Source organism: Streptomyces sporangiiformans (genome assembly GCF_005768555.2).
GTDB classification, from domain to species: Bacteria; Actinomycetota; Actinomycetes; order Streptomycetales; family Streptomycetaceae; genus Streptomyces; species Streptomyces sporangiiformans.
On record NZ_VCHX02000176.1, the window covers coordinates 21,131 to 36,028 of the forward strand.

General features: G+C 70.1%; 16 protein-coding genes and 1 pseudogene. 3 read left to right on the plus strand and 14 right to left on the minus strand.

Annotated features, from left to right (window positions below; genetic code table 11):
- Positions 1 to 92 precede the first annotated feature (92 nt).
- Entirely contained in the window at positions 93 to 1,109 is a 1,017-nt protein-coding gene (locus tag FGD71_RS31115) for a glycoside hydrolase family 6 protein (protein WP_119103887.1), read from the minus strand.
- Between the two features lie 168 nt (positions 1,110 to 1,277).
- On the opposite strand from FGD71_RS31115, the gene FGD71_RS31120 reads away from it, so the two are divergent.
- A complete protein-coding gene (locus tag FGD71_RS31120) occupies positions 1,278 to 2,042 on the plus strand; it encodes a GAF and ANTAR domain-containing protein (RefSeq protein WP_119103888.1) in 765 nt (254 codons plus the stop codon).
- Between the two features lie 71 nt (positions 2,043 to 2,113).
- Here FGD71_RS31120 and FGD71_RS31125 read toward each other — a convergent pair whose 3' ends face one another.
- The 5 genes and pseudogenes from FGD71_RS31125 to FGD71_RS31145 form a co-directional block, all read right to left on the minus strand.
- Positions 2,114 to 2,785 carry a class F sortase gene (locus tag FGD71_RS31125; RefSeq protein ID WP_119103889.1) on the minus strand — a complete coding sequence of 224 codons (672 nt, stop codon included), beginning with the start codon at positions 2,783 to 2,785 and terminating at the stop codon, positions 2,114 to 2,116.
- Between the two features lie 6 nt (positions 2,786 to 2,791).
- Positions 2,792 to 3,430 (minus strand): hypothetical protein, encoded by a 639-nt coding sequence (locus FGD71_RS31130; protein ID WP_119103890.1) that lies wholly within the window; start codon positions 3,428 to 3,430, stop codon positions 2,792 to 2,794.
- Positions 3,431 to 3,550: 120 nt separating this feature from the next.
- Positions 3,551 to 4,330 (minus strand): HAD-IIA family hydrolase, encoded by a 780-nt coding sequence (locus tag FGD71_RS31135; protein ID WP_119103891.1) that lies wholly within the window; start codon positions 4,328 to 4,330, stop codon positions 3,551 to 3,553.
- A gap of 193 nt (positions 4,331 to 4,523) precedes the next feature.
- A complete protein-coding gene (locus FGD71_RS31140; RefSeq protein WP_119103928.1) occupies positions 4,524 to 5,507 on the minus strand; it encodes an MSCRAMM family adhesin in 984 nt (327 codons plus the stop codon).
- A 111-nt stretch (positions 5,508 to 5,618) separates the two neighbouring features.
- Positions 5,619 to 6,805 (minus strand): annotated as a pseudogene (locus FGD71_RS31145) (ROK family transcriptional regulator).
- A gap of 109 nt (positions 6,806 to 6,914) precedes the next feature.
- Between FGD71_RS31145 and FGD71_RS31150 the strand changes: the two are divergent.
- A complete protein-coding gene (locus FGD71_RS31150; protein WP_119103929.1) occupies positions 6,915 to 8,015 on the plus strand; it encodes a Gfo/Idh/MocA family protein in 1,101 nt (366 codons plus the stop codon).
- Here FGD71_RS31150 and FGD71_RS31155 read toward each other — a convergent pair.
- The 5 genes from FGD71_RS31155 to FGD71_RS31175 all read right to left on the minus strand — a co-directional run bounded on the left by FGD71_RS31155 (position 7,999) and on the right by FGD71_RS31175 (position 11,690).
- A complete protein-coding gene (locus FGD71_RS31155) occupies positions 7,999 to 8,625 on the minus strand; it encodes a Uma2 family endonuclease (protein ID WP_119103892.1) in 627 nt (208 codons plus the stop codon). The two genes, FGD71_RS31150 and FGD71_RS31155, sit on opposite strands and share 17 nt — an antisense overlap.
- Before the next feature lie 123 nt (positions 8,626 to 8,748).
- Positions 8,749 to 9,609, minus strand: coding sequence for a fumarylacetoacetate hydrolase family protein (locus FGD71_RS31160; RefSeq protein WP_119103893.1), 861 nt, complete (start codon positions 9,607 to 9,609; stop codon positions 8,749 to 8,751).
- Between the two features lie 132 nt (positions 9,610 to 9,741).
- Positions 9,742 to 10,518, minus strand: a complete 777-nt coding sequence (locus tag FGD71_RS31165) for a YidC/Oxa1 family membrane protein insertase (RefSeq protein WP_119103894.1) — start codon at positions 10,516 to 10,518, stop codon at positions 9,742 to 9,744.
- A 129-nt stretch (positions 10,519 to 10,647) separates the two neighbouring features.
- The gene (locus tag FGD71_RS31170) at positions 10,648 to 10,956 is read right to left on the minus strand and encodes a DUF6412 domain-containing protein (protein WP_119103895.1); all 309 of its coding nucleotides are present in this window, start codon (positions 10,954 to 10,956) and stop codon (positions 10,648 to 10,650) included.
- A 143-nt stretch (positions 10,957 to 11,099) separates the two neighbouring features.
- Positions 11,100 to 11,690, minus strand: coding sequence for a TetR/AcrR family transcriptional regulator (locus tag FGD71_RS31175; RefSeq protein ID WP_119103896.1), 591 nt, complete (start codon positions 11,688 to 11,690; stop codon positions 11,100 to 11,102).
- A gap of 166 nt (positions 11,691 to 11,856) precedes the next feature.
- Here FGD71_RS31175 and FGD71_RS31180 point away from each other — a divergent pair, with 166 nt between their 5' ends.
- Positions 11,857 to 12,876 carry an aldo/keto reductase gene (locus FGD71_RS31180; protein ID WP_119103897.1) on the plus strand — a complete coding sequence of 340 codons (1,020 nt, stop codon included), beginning with the start codon at positions 11,857 to 11,859 and terminating at the stop codon, positions 12,874 to 12,876.
- Between the two features lie 177 nt (positions 12,877 to 13,053).
- On the opposite strand, the gene FGD71_RS31185 is transcribed toward FGD71_RS31180, so the two are convergent.
- From FGD71_RS31185 to FGD71_RS47590, 3 genes are all read right to left on the minus strand, one after another.
- Entirely contained in the window at positions 13,054 to 13,437 is a 384-nt protein-coding gene (locus FGD71_RS31185) for a hypothetical protein (RefSeq protein ID WP_119103898.1), read from the minus strand.
- Positions 13,438 to 13,583: 146 nt separating this feature from the next.
- Positions 13,584 to 14,501 (minus strand): AraC-like ligand-binding domain-containing protein, encoded by a 918-nt coding sequence (locus tag FGD71_RS31190; protein WP_240436855.1) that lies wholly within the window; start codon positions 14,499 to 14,501, stop codon positions 13,584 to 13,586.
- A gap of 239 nt (positions 14,502 to 14,740) precedes the next feature.
- Entirely contained in the window at positions 14,741 to 14,890 is a 150-nt protein-coding gene (locus FGD71_RS47590; protein WP_162931274.1) for a hypothetical protein, read from the minus strand.
- Positions 14,891 to 14,898: the final 8 nt, after the last annotated feature.

A 14,898-nucleotide genomic window follows, 5' to 3' on the forward strand; every position in this document is an offset into this window, starting at 1 on the left:
GCTCCGCTCGGTTCTCCGACGGCCCTGAAATCCGACGGCCCTGAAAGGTGTGGCCCCCGCGCACAGCGCGGGGGCCAGCCTTTTTCCTGGTGTCAGCCGGAGGCCTTCGCCAGCTTCAGTGCGTACTCAGGCCACCACTCGCCCGCCTTCGGGCCGCCCTTGCAGGTGCCGTCGGACTCGCCGGGGCGCTTGACCCACAGATAGGCGTCGATCAGGTCGTCGCCCGTCTTCGTCGTGGGTGTCTCGCCGAGCGCGCGGCCCGGCGGGTTGCACCAGTTGTCCTTCGGATCGCCTTCCGTGTACGGCCCGTTGCCGTTGCGGCTGGTGTCGATCACGAAAGGCTTGTTGCCGACCTTCGCCGACAGTTCCTGGCCGTACTTCTTGCTGTCCGCCGTCGTGTAGAAGTTGGAGACGTTGACCGAGAAGCCGTCGGCCTGGTCGACACCCGCCCACTTCAGCGGCTCGAAGATCTGGTCGGGTTTGCCCCAGCCCGCGTTGCCCGCGTCGAGGTAGACCTTGGTGTTCTTCAGTGACTTGAACTTCTCGATGGCGCCCTTGAGGAGGTCGTAACGCTCCTCGTGGAACTCGTCGGGCGTGCAGCCGTCCACCATGTGCAGGACGGCGTCCGGCTCCAGGATCACCGTGGCGGCCCGGTCGCCGATGCCCTTGGCCACCTTGTCGATGAAGGCCCGGTACTCGTTGCCGTCCGCGGCGCCGCCGCCCGAGAACTGGCCGCAGTCGCGGTGCGGAATGTTGTAGACGACCATCAGCGCGTCCCGGTCGGCCTTCGCGGCGGCCTCGGTGAAGCCGCGGGCCTCCTGCTCGGCGTTCTCCGGAGTGAGCCACTGACCGACCGGCTGCTCCGCGATCTTGCGTATCAGCTCGGCGTCGTCGTCCTTGCCGTCCTTCTCGTAGGCGACCACCTGCTCGGCCGCGTTCCCGTCCGGGTTGACCCAGTACGGGTCCTTGCTCTTGGGCTGCTGGCTGACCTTGTCGGCCGACTCCTTTGGGTCATCGTCGCCCCCCGACGAGGAACACCCCGTGAACAGCAGCACCGCTCCGGCCACCGCCACGCATGCTCTGGCCCCGGCCCCCCTGCTCCCGTACATCCAACTCCCCCCATGGGCGCACTGTCCGAAGCACCAATCCTGACATACGTGTCGCCACGCCCACGAGTGCGGTCGAACCTTGTCGGGCAGCTGTTACAGCCTTCCGCGGGAAGGGTAGGCGCCGGACGGACGGGGGCGTGCCGACGCAGGCCTTGGGGAGGGCTCGACATGCACCACTGCATCCGGGAGACCCGGCTGGGGGTGGCCCTGCTGGAAGCCGCGGACACTCTGTCCGAGGCATTCGACACCGGGCTGTATCTGCAACGGCTGTCGGACCACTGCGTGGATCTCCTGGGTGCCTCGGCCGCCGGCATCATGCTGATCGAGGGCGGCGAGACCGTGTCGTTAGGTGTGAGCAGCCGCCGACAGCGGCTCGCCCAGGACCTGTTGGAGGTCCAGCACCACAGTGGTCCCTGCCTGGACAGCTATGGCACCGGTCAGCCGGTCCCGCCGATCGCGATCCTCGCGGCGCACGCGTCCTCCCGCTGGCCCGACTTCACGCAGCGGGCCCTGCGCCACGACATCGACGCCACGTTCGCGGTGCCCCTGCGCCGGAACGGGACGCGGCTCGGCGCACTCAACGTCTTCGTCCCCGCCGGCGGCGAACATCCGGCGCCCGACCGGGAGTCGGGACTGCGCCTCGCGCAGGTCCTGGCCGACGCGGCCGCCGTCGGGCTGACCAACCACCGCACGGTCGCGCGGCACCGCACTCTGACGAGCCAGTTGCAACAGGCCCTCTCCAGCCGCGTCCGCATCGAGCAGGCGAAGGGCATGCTCGCGGAGCGCTGGCGGACCGGCGCCGACGAAACGTTCACGGCGCTGCGCCAGTACGCACGCCGCCACCGCCTGCCCCTCCACGACGTGGCGACGACGGTGATCGAGGGCACGGAGGACGCCGAGGGACTGGCGCGCGAGCGCCCGGCACCCTCGTAGCCGACTGGGCGGGTAGGGGGTAGGGGGGTAGGCGGCTACTGGGTGGGGCGGGGCCGTACCCGGGGCAGGGCTCACGCCCTCGTCCCCGTGAGGTACGCGGAGACGACCACGTTCGCCGTATAGCCGCGGCGGGCCCCGTCGAACGTGCCCCCGCAGGTGATCAGCCGCAGCTCCGCACGCCCGGACTGCCGTACCCCGTATGCCTTCTGGGCGTCGAAGCGGTCCCGGGCGAAGACCTGTACGTCGTCCACGGTGAACTCGGCCACCGTGCCGTCGTCCCGGATCACACGGACCGTCGCACCGGGCCGCACCTCGCTCAGGTGGTAGAAGACCGCTGGCCTGGTCTCGGTGTCGACATGGCCCACCAGCAGCGCGGCCCCCTCGGCGCCGGGCCCCGCACCGGCTCCGTACCAGCCCACGGCCCCCGCGTTGCTGTACGGCGGTGGATCGATGGCCCCCTGCGGGTCGAGCCCGCGCGCGACCACCGGCGCCCGCACCCCCAGCGAGGGGATGTCCACGCGCTGCGGTCGCGCGTTGCTCAACGGCTGGGCGGCGGGGGGCAGTTCGACCCCCTGGGGACGCCCCACCGCCGCCACGTCCCCCGTGGTCGGCGCGGACGTCCCCGGGCGGATGTCGGTCACCTCACGGCCCCACAGCCACAGCCCGAGCAGCAACAGTGCCCAGGCCACGCCCATCATCAGGCGGCCGGTACCGGAGGAACGCTCCCGATCGGACTCGAACATGGCCGGTCAGTCCGTGCCGCCGCCGCGTCCCCGGCGGGCGCTGCGTACCGCCACGGCCACCGCGGCGACGCCCGCCAGGACCAGGCCGACCACCGCGTGCCAGGTGCCGGGCCCCTCCGACCGGTCCTCGACGGCGGACAGCTGTGCGGTTCCGCCGCCACCCGCGCGCACAGGCGCCACGGGGGACGCGGGCGCCCACACGTCCTCGTCGCTTTCGGATTCGTGTTCGTGGTCGGGCTCGGGCCTGGGTTCGGGTCTGTGAGTGGGCTTGTGGGTGTGTTTGTCCGGTACGACGGTGATCGTGCCCCTGATCTTGGCCCTCTCCTCGAAGTCACCACAGATGACCTTGACGTCGTATGCGCCCGGGGTGAGCCTCGAGCGGACCCGCGTCTCGCCGAACAGCAGACCGCCCTTCCCGACCAGCTGCGCCGGAGCGACGAATGCCTTCGACTTGGCGGTGGCCGACTTCCCCTCGCAGCCCCGCACCCGCAGCCAGACGTCGGTACCTGGGGTCGGGAACGACGGCGTCACGGAGACGCCCGTATCGCTCGCGTACGCGGCTGGGGCGGGGAGTGGGAGGGAGACAGGGCCGAGCGCGGTGGCGACCACCGCACCAGCACACAGAGTGAGTCGCAGTGAGCTCATCGTGAACCTCCAGACATCTGGAGACTCCTCCCCGGGGCGTGGCGGCGCATCCGGGGCGAGGGCTTGCTACTCCGTTCGGGTGGCTTGCGGGCCCACCCATGCCCAGAGATTCACAGGGGTTCAGATCCGGTCGACGAGGTCCGCGATCGAGTCCACGACCTTGGACGGGCGGTACGGATACCGCTCGACCTCATCGGGCGCGGTCAGTCCCGTCAGCACCAGGAAGGTCTGCATGCCCGCTTCCAGCCCGGCGAGGACGTCGGTGTCCATGCGGTCGCCGATCATCGCGCTCGTCTCGGAGTGCGCGCCGATGGCGTTGAGCCCCGTGCGCATCATCAGCGGGTTCGGCTTCCCCGCGAAGTACGGCTTCTTGCCGGTCGCCTTGGTGATCAGCGCCGCCACGGCGCCGGTGGCGGGCAGCGGGCCCTCCGAGGACGGCCCGGTCTCGTCCGGGTTGGTGCAGATGAACCGGGCCCCGCCGTTGATCAGCCGGACCGCCTTGGTCATGGCCTCGAAGGAGTACGTACGGGTCTCGCCGAGCACCACATAGTCCGGCTCGTGGTCGGTGAGCACGTACCCGATGTCGTGCAGCGCGGTCGTCATGCCCGCCTCACCGATGACGTACGCCGTGCCGCCGGGCCGCTGGTCGTCCAGGAACTTGGCGGTGGCCAGCGCGGACGTCCAGATGTTCTCGACGGGCACGTCCAGGCCCATCCGCTGGAGACGGGCGTGCAGGTCACGGGCGGTGTATATGGAGTTGTTGGTGAGGACCAGGAAGGGCCTTGCGGAATCCCTGAGCTTCTTGATGAAGGCGTCGGCGCCGGGAATCGGCACACCCTCGTGAATGAGCACACCGTCCATGTCGGTGAGCCACGATTCGATGGGCTTGCGCTCTGCCATGTGCCGTCTCCTGCCGTACGCGGTGCTGCGTGTCTGCGTGTGCCGTGCGGGTGTGGGGGCGCCGCCACAGCGGTGTGCCGACGCCCACAGCCTAGCCACCGGCCGGATCATGTCGGAGGGGCCGTCGCCCTTGCGATGCGGGGGCGGTCGTGCTTGCGATGCAGGGACCGTTGTCCTTGCGGTTCGGTCGGGCTCAGCGTCGGCGCCGGGCCACGAGCAGGACACCGACCCCGGCACCGATCAGCAGGAACGCACCGGCCGCCGCCCCGAGCAGACGGCGCGGCGAGTTCATTCCCGTACCGGCCATCTCCTCGGCGAACGGCACCGCGCTGTGCGCGGATTCGGGGGTGCCTTCCGCTTCGGTGGTGGGCTCACCTTCGGCGGTGCCCTCCGCTTCGGGAGTGGGCTCACCTTCGGGGTTGGCCTGCGCTTCGGGAGTGGTCTCCGCTCCGGGGGTGATCCCGCCCTCGGGAGTCCTCTGGGCTTCGGGGGTGCTCTGGGCTTCGGGGGCACCCCCGGCGACGATGCGGAACCGGTAGTCGTTCGATGCCCCGACCCAGTCGCCGTCGTCGTCATGCCGCTGCACGACGGCCGCGTTCGCCACGACGTCGTTGGGCACCGCGTCCGCCGCGATCGCCAGCCGCACCGTGACGGACACCTTCGCGCCCGGCGCGACGGTGAAGCCGGGGAACCCGTCGTCGAAGACGCCTACGTTCTCGGCCTCGCTGGTCCGCTGGAAACGGACGGGGTGCGGCCGCTCACGCTTCCCCGCGCCTTCCCCTTCGCCTTTCCCCACGCCCTCGCCGTCGCCCGTGGCCTCGCCCTCATAGAACTCGAGCCGCGCCTGAGCGGGCTTCAGCGCTCGCTTCTCGTCGACGAGTACGACGACCGGGTGGATGTTGCCGCAGACGTCGTCGGTGGTGTTGGTGAGGTCGAGGTACCAGGTCCGGTAACCGCCTCCGGCGCCGTACGTGTCGGGCCCACCGTGGATCCGCGTACGCACGGGGAATTCCCGGCTGCCGGAGCCGGCACAGGTGGGCTGACGATCCGCCCCCGGTGCGGCGAGGGCCTGCGCGGGCGCGACGGTCGCGAAGGTCGCGAGGGTGGGGATCGCGAAGGCGAGGGCGGCAGACGTGACGACGCGGGGGACGAGGGACACGGCCTTGCACAGTCGCATAAACACGAGACGTTGCCAGGGGTTGGGCGAGGTCTCGACCGCGCCACGCTCACCGGGCACCCGTTCGGCGACGGAATCCATCCCTTCGGCCCAGCGGCTCCCCCGCCTCGCTCACCCCTCCGCTCGTCCGAACAGCGGCGCCAGCAGGAGCTGGGCCGCGCCCTCCGCCACCGCTCGCGCCCCGCCGGAGGCGACCCGGACCGGTACGGGGCTGATCGCGCCCTCGCGCTGGGCGAGTTCGTCCAGGACGGCACCGACGCCCCGTACGAAGCACTCCGGGTGGGCGGCGACGGTACGGCCGCCGAGCAGGACGAGGTCGACGTCGAGAAGCACGGCGAGGTTCGCGGCCCCGGCGCCGAGGACGCGCGCCGCCTCGTCCATGTCACCCCGCTCGACCGCCGCGAGGCACAGCGCCTCGATGCAGCCGCGGTTGCCGCACGAGCACAGCGGCCCGTCCATCTGGATGACCTGGTGCCCGAACTCCCCCGCCCCGGTACGGGCTCCGCGGTACACGTCACCACCGAGCACGAGCCCGGCCCCGAGCCCCGTACCGAGGTGGAGATACGCGAAGGCCCCGACCTCGCCCGCGACCGCGAGACAGAGGGCGGCGGCATTGGTGTCCTTGTCCAGCACGACGGGCACGCCCAGCCGCCGCGCCAGCGCGTCCCGCAGCGGAAAGCCGTCCCACTCGGGGAACCCGGTGACCCGGTGCAGTACTCCGTGGGTGTGGTCGAGAGGTCCGGGCATCGCCACTCCGACACCGAGGACGGTGGAAGGTGCGTTGCGAAGTGAGACGTCGGGCGACGCCCCGTCCAGCAGTGTCTCCACACCCCCTCGGCTTCCGCCGCGATCAATTCCATCACGGTCTCCGCCCCGGCCCCCAGGTCCAGCGCGGACTGCCGCTCTCCCATCACCGCCCCCGTTAGGTCGACCAGCACCGCCCGCATCTCGTCCCGTTCGAGATGCAGCCCCACCGCGTGCCCGGCCTCCGGCACCAACCGCAGCACCGTGCGCGGCTTGCCGCCCGTGGACGGCTGCTGCCCCGCCTCCGTCGCCAGCCCGTCGAGCCGCAGGCGGGCGGTGATCTTGCTGACGGCCTGAGGCGTCAGCCCCGTACGCTCCGCGAGTTCGAGGCGGCTGATGCCCGCGCGGCCGGCGCCCCGCAGCAGGTCGAGCACCAGCGCCGTGTTGTGCCCGCGCAGGGAGAGCAGGTTCACCCCGGTGGCGCCGTTCGCCCCCGTCGCCCGGACCCCTCCTGCGCCCCCGGCGTTGGTCGCACCCGCATTCGTCCTGTTCACGTATCTATTGTCCACCCGGCTTGCCCTTCGGCAACAGCGTTGCTTAAGTGAGGGGGCGTTGTGGAGCGGTGGAGCAATGGAACAGACGGCGGAGAGCACGGTGAGGACCATGGCGGACACGACGGCGACGGGCACAGCCCCCGGCACACCCCTCCGCGTAGGCCTCGTCGGGTACGGTCTCGCGGGCTCCGTCTTCCACGCCCCGCTGATCGCCGCCACCGAGGGCCTCGCGCTCGACACGATCGTCACCGCGAATCCGCAGCGGCGCGAGCAGGCCGACGGCGAGTTCCCCGGCGTCCGCCTCGCCACCGCACCCGATGACCTGTGGGCCCGGGCAGGCGAGTTGGACCTGATCGTCATCGCCTCCCCGAACAAGACCCACGTCCCGCTCGCCACCGCCGCCCTCGAGGCGGGCCTCCCGGTCGTGGTCGACAAGCCGATCGCGGGCACGGCGGCGCAGGCACGCGAGCTGGCCGCGCTGGCCGACGCGCGCGGCCTGCTGCTCTCCGTCTTCCAGAACCGCCGCTGGGACAACGACTTCCTGACCCTCCGCGGCCTCCTCACCAAGGGCGAACTCGGCGACGTCCGCCGCTTCGAGTCCCGCTTCGAACGCTGGCGCCCGCAGCCCAAGGGCGGCTGGCGCGAGTCCGGCGACCCGGAAGAGATCGGAGGTCTGCTCTACGACCTCGGCAGCCACGTCGTCGACCAGGCGCTGGTCCTCTTCGGCCCCGCGGCATCGGTCTACGCGGAGTCGGACGTACGGCGGCCGGGCGCCGAGGCGGACGACGACACGTTCATCGCGATCACGCACCAGGGCGGCGTCCGCTCCCACCTCCACGTCTCCGCCACCACCCCCCAACTCGGCCCGCGCTTCCGCGTGCTGGGCTCGACCGCCGGCTATGTGAAGTACGGCCTCGACCCTCAGGAGGCCGCCCTGCGCGAGGGCGAGCGGCCGACGGCCGGTGAGGACTGGGGCGTCGAAGGCGAGGACCTGTGGGGCCGGATCGGCTCCGGCGAGTCCCCGCTGACCGGCGGCGGCCGCCCCGTCCCGACCCTGCCGGGTGCGTACCCCGCCTACTACGCCGCGGTCACCGCCGCCCTCCGAGGCACCGGCGAGAACCCGGTCACGGCCCTGGAGGCGGCTGGTGCACTGGACGTACTGGAGGCGGCGGGGAGGTCGGCTCGGGAAGGGGTCACTGTTCGGCTGTAGGAGCTGCCTCGGCAGAGTTGCCGGCCTGCCGCTCGTGCGGGAATTCATCCGTGGTGAGCGTGATACCGACCGGAGTCTGGGTGAGGTCGATCTCGTCTCCGAAGTCGAGAGTCAGGTTCGCGCGGTACTCCCCACCCTTGGGGCGCGTGTGGAGGTGCCACTCGCAGGTGTACGGATCGACGATCAGATAGACCGGCACTTCGGCGGCGGCGTAGGTCTCCAGCTTGGGCCCGTAGTCGTTCGCCGCGGTGCCCTTGGAGATCACCTCGGCCACGAACTCGACGTCCTGGTGACGCCATCGGCCCTTGTCGTCCTTGACCGCGCCTTCCTTGAGGGCGACGACGTCCGAGGCGAATCCGTTGAGGTGGCCGGGGTAGTCGATCCTGACGTCCGACTTCACGCGCTTGCGGGGGTACTTCTCCCTCAACTGCTCGACGATGTCCAGGATGATGTCCCAGTGGTTGTCCCGCTGCGGCGTCATGTAGATGGCCCCCCGGACGATCTCGACCTTGAATCCCTCGGGGGCGGGCTCAATCCACTCGAACATCTTGTCGAGGGAGAGCTCGTCGCTCTGCTCGGCCATCACGATCCTGTCTTCGAGAACAGTCACCGTTGCCGCTCCTCCCCGCTGCCGCACGGTTTGCGGGCAGTCGCGCAGTACAACGATACGCTCGGCATCCCGGTTACGCCGGGATGCCGAGCGCCGCTGTCATGCCGCCGCCGGAGGCGCCGGCTACGCGTCCTTGAACTCCTGCCGCTGCCGCCCCAGCCCCTCGATCTCCAGCTCCACCACGTCCCCGGCCCGCAGGAACGGCTTCGGCTCCGGCTGACCGAGGGCCACCCCCGCCGGCGTACCCGTGTTGATGACGTCGCCCGGGTAGAGGGTCATGAACTGGCTTACGTAACGCACCACTTCGGCGACCGGGAAGATCTGGTCGGAGGTGTTGCCGTTCTGCTTCAGCTCGCCGTTGACCCACAGCTTCAGCGCCAGGCTCTGCGGGTCCGCGACCTCGTCCGCCGTCACCAGCCACGGCCCCAGCGGGTTGAACGTCTCGCAGTTCTTGCCCTTGTCCCAGGTCCCGCCCCGCTCGATCTGGAACGCGCGCTCGGAGACGTCGTGCGCCACCGCGTACCCGGCGACATGCGCGAGCGCCTCCTCGTGCGAGCCGAGATAGCGCGCCGTACGCCCGATGACGACCGCCAGCTCGACCTCCCAGTCGGTCTTCTCCGAGCCACGCGGCACGAGCACGGTGTCATGGGGCCCGACGACCGTGTCGGCCGCCTTGAAGAAGATGACCGGCTCGGCGGGCGGCTCCGCGCCGGTCTCGGTGGCGTGGTCGTGGTAGTTGAGGCCGATGCAGACGACCTTGCCGATCCGGGCGAGCGGCGGCCCGATCCGCAGCCCCGTCGCGTCGAGCGCGGGCAGCTCCCCCGCCTCGGCCGCACTCCGGATCCGGCCGAGCGCCGCGTCGTCGGCGAGCAGCGCCCCGTCGATGTCCGGCACGAGCCCGGACAGATCCCGGACGGTCGTCCCGTCGGCGTCGAGCAGCGCGGGCCGCTCCGACCCCGCCGTACCGACTCGCAGCAGCTTCATTGGTCCATCTCCCAACCATGGGTACAGCCATAGGACAGCCATAAGACAGCCATCGGAGGTCTGGTCGATCCTCCAAGCTGTACGTCCACTCTGCAATACCCGGTTCACACCCTGGACCTACCCCCTGGACCTTCACCCGGCGGTAGCCGCCATCGCGGCGCCTCCCGCCCCCGGCATGTCCCGGTACAGCACAGCCCGCTCGACCGCACTCCACGTCGTACTGGTCACCACGTACAGCGCGGCGGCGAGCGGGACGACGGCGACCGTGAAGAGGGTCATGAAGGACATCAACGGCATGATCTTGAGGACCGCACCCATGCCGGGCACCTGCTGCTCGCCGCCGGCCGCGACGCCTCCGGTGGCGCCGGTGGCCATCTGCCGCTTGGTCCGCCGGTAGTTGAAGGTCGCGACGGCGGCGACGACGGCGAACAGCCCGAGGTAGACGAGCCCCTGCGCCCCGAACACCCCGCCCTCGCCGAGCGCGTCCGCCCACCGTCCCCCGAGCGGCGCCGCGAACAGCTTGTGCGCGAGCATCTCGTTCGCCTCGCCGCCGATCGTCGAGTTGGAGAACAGGTGGTAGAGCAGGAAGAAGGCCGGCAACTGGAAGAGACTCGGCAGACAGCCGGACAGCGGTGAGACCTTCTCCTTGGCATGCAGCTCCATGACGGCCTTCTGCAGCTTCTCGGGGTTCTTCTTGTGCTTCTTCCGCAGCTCGGCGATCTGCGGCTGCAGCTTCGCCCGTTCCCGCTGCCCCCGCGCCGCGGCCCGCGACAAGGGGTGCACGAGCAGCCGTACGAACGCGGTGAACAACACGATCGCCGCAGCCGCCGCGGACGCCTGGAACAACGGCTCGAGCAGCTCGGCCAGCCCCTCGACGAGGTCGGCGAAAACGGACATGAAAGCGGACATGGGTGAGCCCTCCGTGGGTCTCGTCGTGCCGGGAGATGTCCGTGAGATGCACGGACATGGACGTACGTCGGCGTGACGACCCGCGAAGGGTGATGGGGTGAGGGTGTGCTGGGGTGCTGCTGAGTTCCCCTACGCGGCCGTCAGGAGGAGACGGCCGGGGGCTCGGGGACGCGTACGCCCCGATGCGTCGGGGTCGCGCTGCGGCAGGAACGCCGTGCGTTGCTCACGGTCACGGATGGCCGTACGCACCCGGGTGCGCGGCACGGCGGGCGCGAGCCGCGAGGCGATGACGGAACAGGCGGCGAGCGCGGACCCGGCCGCGGCGGTCGCCGCGAAGGCGACGGCGCCGGCGAGGCTGCCGGTGTCGAGGAGCGCCACCTCGAGAAGGAGGACGAGCAGCACGGCGGCGGGCTTCAGATTCGCCCAGGTCCGCGGCATCGGCTGTACTCCCTCCCCGTGTGCTCCATGCTCCATGGCTTTCCCTGCGTACTCCAGGGCTTCCTGCCGTTATACAGGATCCGTCTCGATCGGCTGAAGCAGCCTCTTGGTCGCCGTACGGGCCGCGGCCGCCCGGCCGATGGTCAGTGCGGTCGGCGCAGTCCTGCGATGAGGAGCTCGACCAGTCGCCGTGCGTCGTAGCGGGGATCACTGTCCGCCCCGATGCAGAGGTTCCCGACGCCGCGCATGAGCTCGTAGGCCTCCAGGTCGGAGCGGATCTCGCCAGAATCGGCTGCGGCGTCGAGCAGTTGGGCGCACACCGGCACGAGGCGGTCGAGGAAGTAGGCGTGCAGCGTCTCGAAGCCGGCGTTGTCGGACTGCAGCACGGCGGCGAGTCCGTGCTTGGTGACCAGGAAATCGACGAAGAGGCTGATCCATTGCCCCAGTGCGGCGTGAGGGGTCGCGCTGGTGGCCAGCAGGGCTGGACCGGCCTCGGCGCAGGCGTCGACCTGGTGCCGGTAGACGGCGATGATGAGATCCGCCCGAGTCGGGAAGTGGCGGTAGATCGTGCCCACCCCGACGCCGGCCTTGGCCGCGATGTCGCGTACCGGCGCCTCCACGCCTGACGCGACGAAGACCGCGGCGGCCGCATCGAGCAGAGTCTCCTTGTTGCGCCGGGCGTCCTTCCGCTTGGACTGGGCCGCGTGCCCTGCGCCCTCGTCGCTGTCGTTCACCGCGCCGCTCCCTCCGCCACCGAGCTTGCCAAAGCGGAACAACGTTCCGTATCGTCGAACCGGAACGAGGTTCCGTTTGCCTCTTGCTCATGATGCCAGAGCACGGGCCCGGCAACCAAGCCACGCATCATCACCACGCTTTCATCCGCAATGGAGGAACACGGTCATGCAGTACCGCACCTTGGGCCGCACCGGTGTGCAGGTCAGCTCCCTCGCGCTCGGCGCGATGAACTTCGGCGAGATCGGGCGCACCACCCAGGACGAGGCCACCGCCATCGTCGACGCCGCCCTCGAGGGCGGGATCAACGTCATCGACACCGCCGACATGTACAGCGGCGGGGAGTCGGAAGAGATGGTGGGCAAAGCCATCGCCGGCCGCCGCGACGACATCGTGCTGGCCACGAAGGCGAGCATGCCCATGGGTGACGAGCGCAACCACCAGGGCAGTTCGCGCCGCTGGCTGGTCACCGAGCTGGACAACAGCCTGCGCCGTCTCGGTGTCGATCACGTTGATCTCTACCAGATCCACCGGTGGGACCCGAGCACCAGCGACGAGGAGACGCTGTCGGCTCTGACCGACCTGCAGCGCGCGGGAAAGATCCGCTACTTCGGCTCCTCGACCTTCCCGGCCTACCGCATCGTGCAAGCCCAGTGGGCCGCCCGCGAGTATCACCTGAGCCGTTACGTCACCGAACAGCCCAGCTATTCGATCCTGCAGCGCGGGATCGAGACCCACGTGCTGCCCGTGACCGAGGAGTACGGGCTCGGTGTGCTGGTGTGGAGCCCGCTGGCCTCGGGCTGGCTGTCGGGCGCGATCCGCGAGGGCCGGGACATCACCACCAGCCGCTCAACGTTCATGCCGGAACGCTTCGACACCACCCTCCCCTCCAACCGGGCGCGGCTCGACGCCGTCGAGCGGCTGGCCGAGGTCGCCGACGAGGCCGGCCTGACCATGATCCAGCTCGCGCTCGGATTCGTGACCGCGCACCCCGCCGTGACCAGCGCGCTCATCGGCCCCCGCACACTGGACCACCTGCACGCGCAGCTCGCCGCCGCCGACACCGTGCTCTCCGCCGACGTACTCGACGCGATAGACGCGATCGTCGCTCCCGGCACCGACCTGGCCGCGCACGAGAAGTACGACACTCCGCCCGCGCTGCTCGACCCGTCACTGCGACGCCGCTGATCGTCCGGGGGCCGGCGTCCGCATCCTCTCCCGCGGCTCCCGAGTTCCGCGGGAATCGCGCAGGTGCCCGGCGAACCGGGAGGTTCGCACGTACGGCATCGCGATCGGCGCGCCGCTGGGTGCTCCGACACCGCTGGTAGACGGCGCCGGAGCACTCACGGGTGGTTCACCGGTGCGTCAGCGCACCCAGAGCTCGTAGTCGCTGAAGGCGCCACCGCATGTGCACTGGTACTGCCTCCAAGCACCAGTGTTGATTCCGCCGTTGCCGGTGTTGGTGCAGGTGCTGGCCCAGTAGTACTCGCCGACATACCGCCAGCCGCGCCCGGGCGGGCACTCGGGTACGTCGTCCTTCGGGCTGACATCCTTGGCGAGCGCGGTGCGGACGCCGGACACCGAGCCCGATCCGGCCTTCGACGACGCGGAGACGGTGGAACAGGCCTTGGCTCCGGCCTTGTCGCCGCCCTCGGGCTTCTCGGCCGCCTGCGCGGCCGGCGTCATGAGTGAACCGACGACCAGGGCGGCGCCTAATACCGCGCTGGCCAGGGGCTTGCGAAGGTGCATGGTTCCCCCTAAACGGTGGTCAGGTGGAATGCCGGGAGTCGTCATCCCCGTACGACTGCCTGTGACGAATTCCGTGGCGAATTCCTGTGGGCACTCACCATCGCGAGTGGCCGCCGGAAAGTCCTCGGCACAGCGTGCACGGATCCTTAACCCTGCTCGCACACCGATGCGCTGAGCGTCGCTCGGCGGTAGTCCCGGGGTGGCACGCCGTACGCGGTGCGGAAAGCGCGGCTGAAGTCGGCCGGGTGGGTGAATCCCCAGCGGGTGGCGATGGCCTGGATGGCTGTGGCGCGCTGTGCGGGGTCGGCGAGGTCGGCGCGGCAGCGTTCCAGGCGCTGGGCGCGAATCCACGCGGCCACGGTGTGCTCTTGCGGTTCGAAGAGGCGGTACAGGTACCTGAGCGAGATGTGGTGGGCCGCGGCGACCACGGCAGGGCTCAGTTCCGGGTCCCCCAAGTGCCGCTGGATGAACGCCCGAACGTCCAGGATCAGCGCACGCTGCCGGCTCTCGGGCGGCACGGAACTCTCCGCTTCGAGTTCGTGGGCGAGCAGCGCGGTGACCAGATCGAACAGGACCGTACCCAGGCGGGAGGCGTCGGACGGCGGGTAGGAGTCCGTGTCTTTGATGAAGCGGGTGAGAAAGTCGGCGAGCAGGGCCCCGATCCCCTCGCGCCCGTCGAGACGTCGGGCCGCAAGCTCATCGACCCTGGCCTCCGGGAACGGCAGCAGTGCTCGTGGAAAGCGGACCACCGCCGCGTCGACCCTGCCCTGGGTGTTGGCTCCTTGGTAGGGCCGCGAGGTGTTGAAGAGCGCGAACTGCCGTACGCCGATCGTGGTCTCCCGGTTCACCTGGGACAGTTCCGTCTCTCCGCGCACGTTGAGCCGCAGGTGGTACAGCTCCGGATCTGATCGCCGAATGTGCCTCGGCGTTCGGTAGGCCCGCACTGACGGGATGGACGTGTAGCACACGTCGACGGCATCGAGGACCACGGTGCGTGCTGCCGCGCGGAAGTCGTCCCTGTGGTCGCAGCGGATCTCCATGGGCACGGACGCCTGGTCGGACATCTCACGCCATGCCTCGAATCGCTCTGCCGGCGGTAAGTCATCGTTCCGGAATACTGTCGCGATCATCATCCCCTCCGTATTGAGCGTCAGTCTGAACAGACCGTACTAAGTGCGCATAAATGTTCGATGAACGCGCAGATGTCGCTTGCTGAGCGGTTCGGCCCCCACCACCCCGGCGAACCGGCCTACGCCCCCGGCCGGCCGGCCGACCTGTGCACATGCACACCCTGTCTGGCCGCTTACGCCAAGTCGGGCGCCGCGTACGTCATGATCAGCACACCCGCGGCCACGACCGCGGACTGGAGGGCGAACTTCTGCCATCGCGAGGTCCGCCACCGGGGCAGGAGCGCCAGTACGCTCCTCCCCCACATCGTCCCGATGGCCGGCATGAACCGCG